Below are 6,030 nucleotides of genomic sequence, written 5' to 3'. Positions count from 1 at the left end.
TTTTATAAATTTTAAGAGGCGTTAAAAAACAGTTTTCAGACGAAAGGAGATCGAAGTTGAGTATAGATTTAAGTAACAAAAAAATTCCGAAAGAAGCAATTCAAGCATTAAAAACTATAGCGGAACTACTTGATAATATGTTAATTGGGGTGTATTTGTATGGTTCGGCAGTAATGGGTGGTTTACGTATGAATAGCGATGTAGATATTTTGGTAATAACAAATCAAAGTTTATCTGAAAAAACTCGAAGGAATCTTAGAAATAGGTTAATGCTTATATCTGGGAAAATAGGAAACATAAAAGATATGAGGCCTCTTGAAGTTACGGTCATAAATCAAAAGGATATTGTCCCTTGGCATTTCCCCCCCAAATATGAATTTATGTATGGCGAGTGGCTAAGAGAGCAGTTTGAAAAGGGAGAAATTCCTGAGTCGACTTATGATCCGGATTTAGCAATACTTTTAGCACAACTAAGAAAAAATAGTATTAACCTTTTGGGACCAAAGGCAACAGAAGTAATTGAGCCTGTGCCAATGACAGATATTCGAAAAGCAATTAAAGAATCGTTGCCCGGGTTGATAGCTAGCATTAACGGTGACGAACGCAATGTGATTTTAACTTTAGCCAGAATGTGGCTGACAGCATCTACTGGTGAAATTCGCTCAAAAGATCTGGCAGCTGAATGGGCGATACCTCAATTACCCGATGAGCATGCTACTTTACTCAACAAAGCGAGAGAGGCTTATTTAGGAGAGTGTGTTGACAAGTGGGAAGGAATGGAATCTGAGGTGGCTGAACTCGTTAATCATATGAAAAAGTCTATAGAGTCTTCCCTTAATATCCAATTACCTTTTCGAATAGTTTAAATATAACAAAGACTAGTTGTTAATGTGCATTATTGATTGCTTCGATATGTTCCCCCATATATCAGTTTCTTAAAAAATAATCAAAATACCGTTGATACGTTCCCGCGAACGAAAGGGTTAAAAATCAGCTTAAGACATCAATGCCATCAACTCGAGCCACGTGGAGTGTGTTGCTCTGCTCATAAAAGCCTAGAAACCTTTGAACGAAAGGGATACTGAAAAGCCTTGAAATCAAGGCTTTTTGCTATGTTGTGGGGAAGTGTTAGAGTAAGTAATTTTTTGGAGTGAGTAGAAGTGATAGCAAGAAATTATCAAAATCTATTTCCATTTACCCTGTGGGTACGTGTTTATTTCCATTGACAAGGAGTTTGTGGGAATAGAAACGTACCCACCTCTAATATCGCCTGAATGGTCGATTGAAGTGTGAGTTCTGAAATTGATATAATACAACTTAACTTTTTTTGAAAAAAATTCGAAAATTTATTTTGACTTGCGAATATAATAAGTGAGAGCAAGTTGTTTACTTATTAATGATGAAGAGGAAAAGTAGAATGACAACAATAGTACATTAGGAATTTTCGGAGTATTTTGATAGACTAATAGTTGATTATCCAGTCAATAAAATTATTGTTCAAAATTTTGAACGTTCAGCGAAAAATATCATTATTAGTGAGATTTTATAGCACTAACAGATTTACTCCTTTTTGAAAATATATTAATATAGCTCAGATAAAATCCGTTCTTAATCTTGAAGAAAATTTTGAACACTTAAATTTTCCTACGGTTATTTTTAGTAACTATAAATAGTATTGTATGATACATGGCGTTTTAATGATTTGACAAATTCATTGAACTTGTTTATAATAAAAATATAAAATACGTGAGGTGAAGTTACATGAATAATTAAGCTACTTATTAGTCGTTCTTAAAACTTGTATGAGGTTGCATTAACCGACGATACAAGGGGTAAGACTGCTCATAAGGGCTTGCTATTCGTGTGACTTTTTCCATAGGGAAAGGTCATGTTTTGCATGACTTTTTTCTTGTGTCATTTTTTGAAGAATAGAAGCCCTTTTTGTGAAGAAAAGAGGTCTATATGGAAATGATAAAATGTATTCAATTAGAGAAGGAAATTGCAGGGCGTAGATTGTTCACAATCAAGCAGTTGAGCCTTCAAGCTGGTCAAAAGGTTGGTTTGGTTGGAAATAATGGTGTTGGCAAGTCTACTTTTTTGAAAATCTTACTAGGACTGGATAGGGATTTTGCCGGTCAAATTGAGGTAAAAGTAGACTGGGCCTATGTACCCCAGTTACAGGAAAGGAGCTCGCTTTCAGGTGGGGAACAAGTTTGGAAGTCTATTCAAGAGGCTTTTGCCCAAAGACCACAGTTGTTAATCCTGGATGAGCCGACAGCTAATCTGGACCAAGAACACCAGGAAAAGCTAATCAAACAAATCAAACGCTATCGAGGTAGTCTACTAGTTGTTAGTCATGATCGGCATTTTCTCAATCAAGTAGCCAGTCACATTTGGCATTTAGAAGAAGGAAAGTTTCAGGTTTATCTAGGAAATTACGAGGCGTTTGTAGAAAGTCGCCGAGCTAGGCGAGAAGGACAGCAGCAGGCCTATGAAACCTATCAGAAAAAAGTTGCCCAACTGAAAAAAGCCCAACATGAACGCCAAGTCAAGTCTCAGAAGATGGGGAAGAAAAAGAAAGGTGTTTCATCGTCTGAGTGGAAGGTTAGTGCTATGATGGGTTCCTATGATAGTAAAGCCAAGTCTATGGCCAAGACTGCCAAGCATTTGGAAAAACGGATAGAGCGTTTGGACAAGGTTGAACAACCCAGAAAGGAAGCGTGGGTAAAGATGGAAGCGAAAGGTGCCTTAGATACGGGTCTTCACAGTCTCTTTCGCTTGCAGGCTGGTCAGCTCTGGATTGGAGAAAAGTATTTATTTGATTTTCCTCAGCTTGGCATGATTTTTGGAGACAAGCTAGCTTTGGTTGGGTCAAATGGTACTGGGAAAACAAGTTTTGTTCGGAAATTGATTTCAAAAGAATTAGAAGGCTATTACAATCCAAAATTAAAAATTGCTTATTTCTCCCAGGATTTGACAAGTCTCAATGAAGAAGAAACAGCCTTTGTGAATGCTAGCTCAACGTCGCTTCAAGACAGGGGAACGGTTCTCAATCTTTTAGGCATGTTGGGGATTTCTTACGATAAGGCCCAGCAGAAGGTAGCAAATCTGTCTGGTGGTGAACGTGTTCGACTTTCTTTGGCCAAGGTCTTGTTATCGGATGCAAATCTTTTGATAGTAGATGAGCCAACAAACTATCTGGATATTACAGCCATAGAAGCTCTGGAGAAATTTTTGCAGGAATACCAGGGAAGTGTGCTCTTGATTTCCCATGATCAGCGGTTTGTTGAGAGTATTGTCCAAAGAAAATGGCTGGTTGAGTATAATCAGCTAACTGAGGAGCCATAGATGTACTCGCTTAGTCTCTATTGTCTTACATTGATGTATTGATATTTTCCTCAGAAGGAAAGAATTAAACATAGGGTATGTTTTTATAGAAAAGCTTAAAATAAATAGTGGCGCAATAGTGGAAAAGATTACAGATAATTACCCAATATATTTTGGTAAGAAGTATGGCATTAATTTAGAAGCTGAAAAGGAATTTTCAATTGAACAATAAATAACAAAAATATAAAAAACAGGAACAGTCAATTGAACAGTTCCTATTTTTCTGCTAAATATGTTGTAGTTTTCTTATATGTATAATGATAGATTAGTGGATTCTCTTCTAAGGTTCTTACTTCAAATATGAAGAAGTGATCGCGATTATCTCTAGCCTTTTCCTTATTCAGGACAAAGTAATTCTTACGTGAAGTCGCCATTGTTTTGAGGATATCATCGGTCAGGAAGGTCAATGGAATATTCATGTTGGAGTAGCGGTAGAAGTCACGTTCAAAATCTTGGTAGCTCTCGCTGTAATAGTCCATTTGCAGGTGATTACGCTGAAATTCAAGCTGATTCATAGAGCACCTCCTCTACAAGTTCAATACTAACAATGTCTTTCAATTTCAAATTAATGTGACCTGTTGGAGTTTTTATTAATATGAAATCTTTGGTCAGACTTGGTATTGTTCCAGTATAGGAAACTCGATTGTTTTTTTCAACTACATGAATGCGCGTGTTCAGTTGCCCAGCATACACCTGACTGAGGAGTAATAATTTCTTCTCCAGTGACAAATCTGACATATACGTTACTTTGTTTGCATCGTCAGTGAGTGCTGATGTATGCTCAGATAGGAAAAAGCCCATCCATTTTTGCATCTTAGTATCCTGGTACTCTCTTGCTGACTGAAATGGTAAGTATGAACGGTCAATCATTTTAATCCCTCCAATCCACCAGCGGAATGACCGCCGATAAGTTTACTGCGTTCAATATTTCTGGAACCTTCAGTTAGGATGGTTCCTTTTTGTATGGCTAAAAAGCCAAACTGTTCTCTGACAACATCAATAGCTGTCTGAAGTCTATTTTCTTTTTCAATTCGTTCTACATCATCAAAGAGTGATAGTAGAGTATACTATGTAGGAGAAAGTTATGAAGCTATTATTGACAAAGACACTTGGGAAATAGTACAGTTGGAATTGGCAAGGAGGAAAGTCTTTCGAGAAGAACACCAACTGAAATCTTGTATTATGCAGAGTAATGATATCCTCTTCACTACAAAGGTGTTCTAAGTAGTATGTGGTTCAGCCTTTGGATGAGAGAGCTGGACTACCAGTCGAGGTAAACCTAAAGTTTGGCAGTGTAACAATCGTTATAGGATCAAAGGACAGATTGGCTGTCAGAATAACCATATTGATGAAGAAACGCTAGAGAAAGCTGTAGTAATGGCTGTAGGACTATTGAGTGAGAACGTGGATCTATTGCATGGAAAGTGGAATAAGATTCTGGAAGAAAATCGTCCACAGTAAATTCCATGTTTCTAATATATATCAGATTTTGAATTTGGTTAAGTATAAATTAGTGACAAAAATAAGGTAGCAGCCTCAAAACAGCTACTGTTATGCTTTATTTTTTTGCTTAAAGCCTTGATAGACTTGACAAATGGTAGAAAAAATCACCACCTTAAATAAGATAACGAAGTGCTTATCAATCTTAAGAGTGAAAATTCATGTAGTCGAAAACTAGCTAGGTATGAATTTTAAAAACTGAACGTAACAGAATTAACTTTATGAAAACGAAAGACTAGAATAGAAGGTTGGGAACATTTGAATGAAAGAAATCGTAATGATTGATAAAGTACTTTTTAATGTAATAGTTAAATCTGAAGTCTCACTTGACTACACCTTGCCAAACCGAGTATTGCGACTTTAGGATATTAGATGAACAGGTCTTTTCTTGCACTTCATTTTACCACAGGGGACTAAAAAAACATTAGTCAATCCTTATCATTTTTGATACAATAGTGAAGATAAAAAGTTACATAGAAAGAGGTTTTCTCATGGGAAAATTCCAAGTTATTTCACACCCGCTGATTCAGCACAAATTATCAATCTTGCGTCGTACAACGACATCAACAAAAGATTTTCGTGAGTTGGTTAATGAGATTGCCATGTTGATGGGATACGAGGTTTGGCGTGATCTTCCACTTGAAGATGTGGAAATTGAGACGCCAATTACCAAGACGGTTCAAAAGCAACTGGCTGGTAAAAAATTGGCAATTGTTCCAATCCTCCGTGCAGGTATCGGAATGGTTGACGGATTGCTTAGCCTTGTTCCAGCAGCAAAAGTGGGACATATCGGAATGTATCGCGATGAGGAAACCTTGGAACCCGTTGAATACCTAGTAAAATTGCCAGAAGACATTGACCAACGCCAGATTTTCCTGGTAGATCCAATGCTTGCGACGGGCGGTTCTGCTATCCTTGGGATTGATTCTTTGAAAAAACGCGGTGCGACAAACATTAAATTTGTCTGCTTGGTGGCGGCTCCAGAAGGCCTTGCTAAACTTCAAGCAGCGCATCCAGACATTGACGTCTACACGGCAGCCCTTGATGAAAAGCTTAACGAACACGGCTACATCGTCCCAGGTCTCGGCGATGCGGGTGACCGTCTCTTTGGTACAAAGTAAGACAAAGGAAGGAGTAAGACAG

6 protein-coding genes and 1 pseudogene are annotated in these 6,030 nt (G+C 37.5%); 4 read left to right on the top strand and 3 right to left on the bottom strand.

Annotated features, from left to right (window positions below; genetic code table 11):
- Nucleotides 1-56: 56 nt before the first annotated feature.
- Nucleotides 57-866, top strand: a complete 810-nt coding sequence (gene ant(9), locus G576_RS0111960; protein ID WP_027974810.1) for an aminoglycoside nucleotidyltransferase ANT(9) — start codon at nucleotides 57-59, stop codon at nucleotides 864-866.
- Nucleotides 867-1,962: 1,096 nt separating this feature from the next.
- Complete coding sequence (gene vga(F), locus G576_RS13455) at nucleotides 1,963-3,348, top strand: ABC-F type ribosomal protection protein Vga(F) (protein WP_037619053.1); 1,386 nt, start codon at nucleotides 1,963-1,965, stop codon at nucleotides 3,346-3,348.
- A gap of 254 nt (nucleotides 3,349-3,602) precedes the next feature.
- Here vga(F) and G576_RS0111950 read toward each other — a convergent pair whose 3' ends face one another.
- From G576_RS0111950 to G576_RS13450, 3 genes and pseudogenes are all read right to left on the bottom strand, one after another.
- Entirely contained in the window at nucleotides 3,603-3,902 is a 300-nt protein-coding gene (locus G576_RS0111950; RefSeq protein WP_027974808.1) for a DUF5960 family protein, read from the bottom strand.
- On the bottom strand, nucleotides 3,889-4,257 hold the full coding sequence (locus G576_RS0111945) for a hypothetical protein (RefSeq protein WP_027974807.1): 369 nt from the start codon (nucleotides 4,255-4,257) through the stop codon (nucleotides 3,889-3,891). Before G576_RS0111945 ends, G576_RS0111950 begins: the two co-directional genes overlap by 14 nt.
- Nucleotides 4,254-4,454, bottom strand: a pseudogene (locus tag G576_RS13450) (Y-family DNA polymerase); the annotation flags it as partial. The gene G576_RS0111945 and the pseudogene G576_RS13450, both read right to left, overlap by 4 nt.
- Before the next feature lie 244 nt (nucleotides 4,455-4,698).
- Here G576_RS13450 and G576_RS14170 point away from each other — a divergent pair.
- Together G576_RS14170 and upp are read left to right on the top strand one after the other, a co-directional pair.
- Complete coding sequence (locus G576_RS14170; RefSeq protein WP_425423388.1) at nucleotides 4,699-4,848, top strand: hypothetical protein; 150 nt, start codon at nucleotides 4,699-4,701, stop codon at nucleotides 4,846-4,848.
- Between the two features lie 530 nt (nucleotides 4,849-5,378).
- Entirely contained in the window at nucleotides 5,379-6,008 is a 630-nt protein-coding gene (gene upp, locus G576_RS0111940) for a uracil phosphoribosyltransferase (protein ID WP_027974806.1), read from the top strand.
- The last annotated feature ends 22 nt before the right edge of the window (nucleotides 6,009-6,030 follow it).

It is taken from the genome of Streptococcus porci DSM 23759, assembly GCF_000423765.1.
Lineage (GTDB): Bacteria > Bacillota > Bacilli > Lactobacillales > Streptococcaceae > Streptococcus > Streptococcus porci.
Note: the sequence above shows the minus strand (reverse complement) of the source record. Positions and strands in the feature narration are given on the sequence as shown.

Excerpts from the sequence above, each read along its gene's own strand:
- upp (WP_027974806.1), top strand. The coding sequence starts at position 5,379 with ATGGGAAAATTCCAAGTTATTTCACACCCGCTGATTCAGCACAAATTA.
- G576_RS0111950 (WP_027974808.1), bottom strand. The coding sequence starts at position 3,902 with ATGAATCAGCTTGAATTTCAGCGTAATCACCTGCAAATGGACTATTAC.
- G576_RS0111945 (WP_027974807.1), bottom strand. The coding sequence starts at position 4,257 with ATGATTGACCGTTCATACTTACCATTTCAGTCAGCAAGAGAGTACCAG.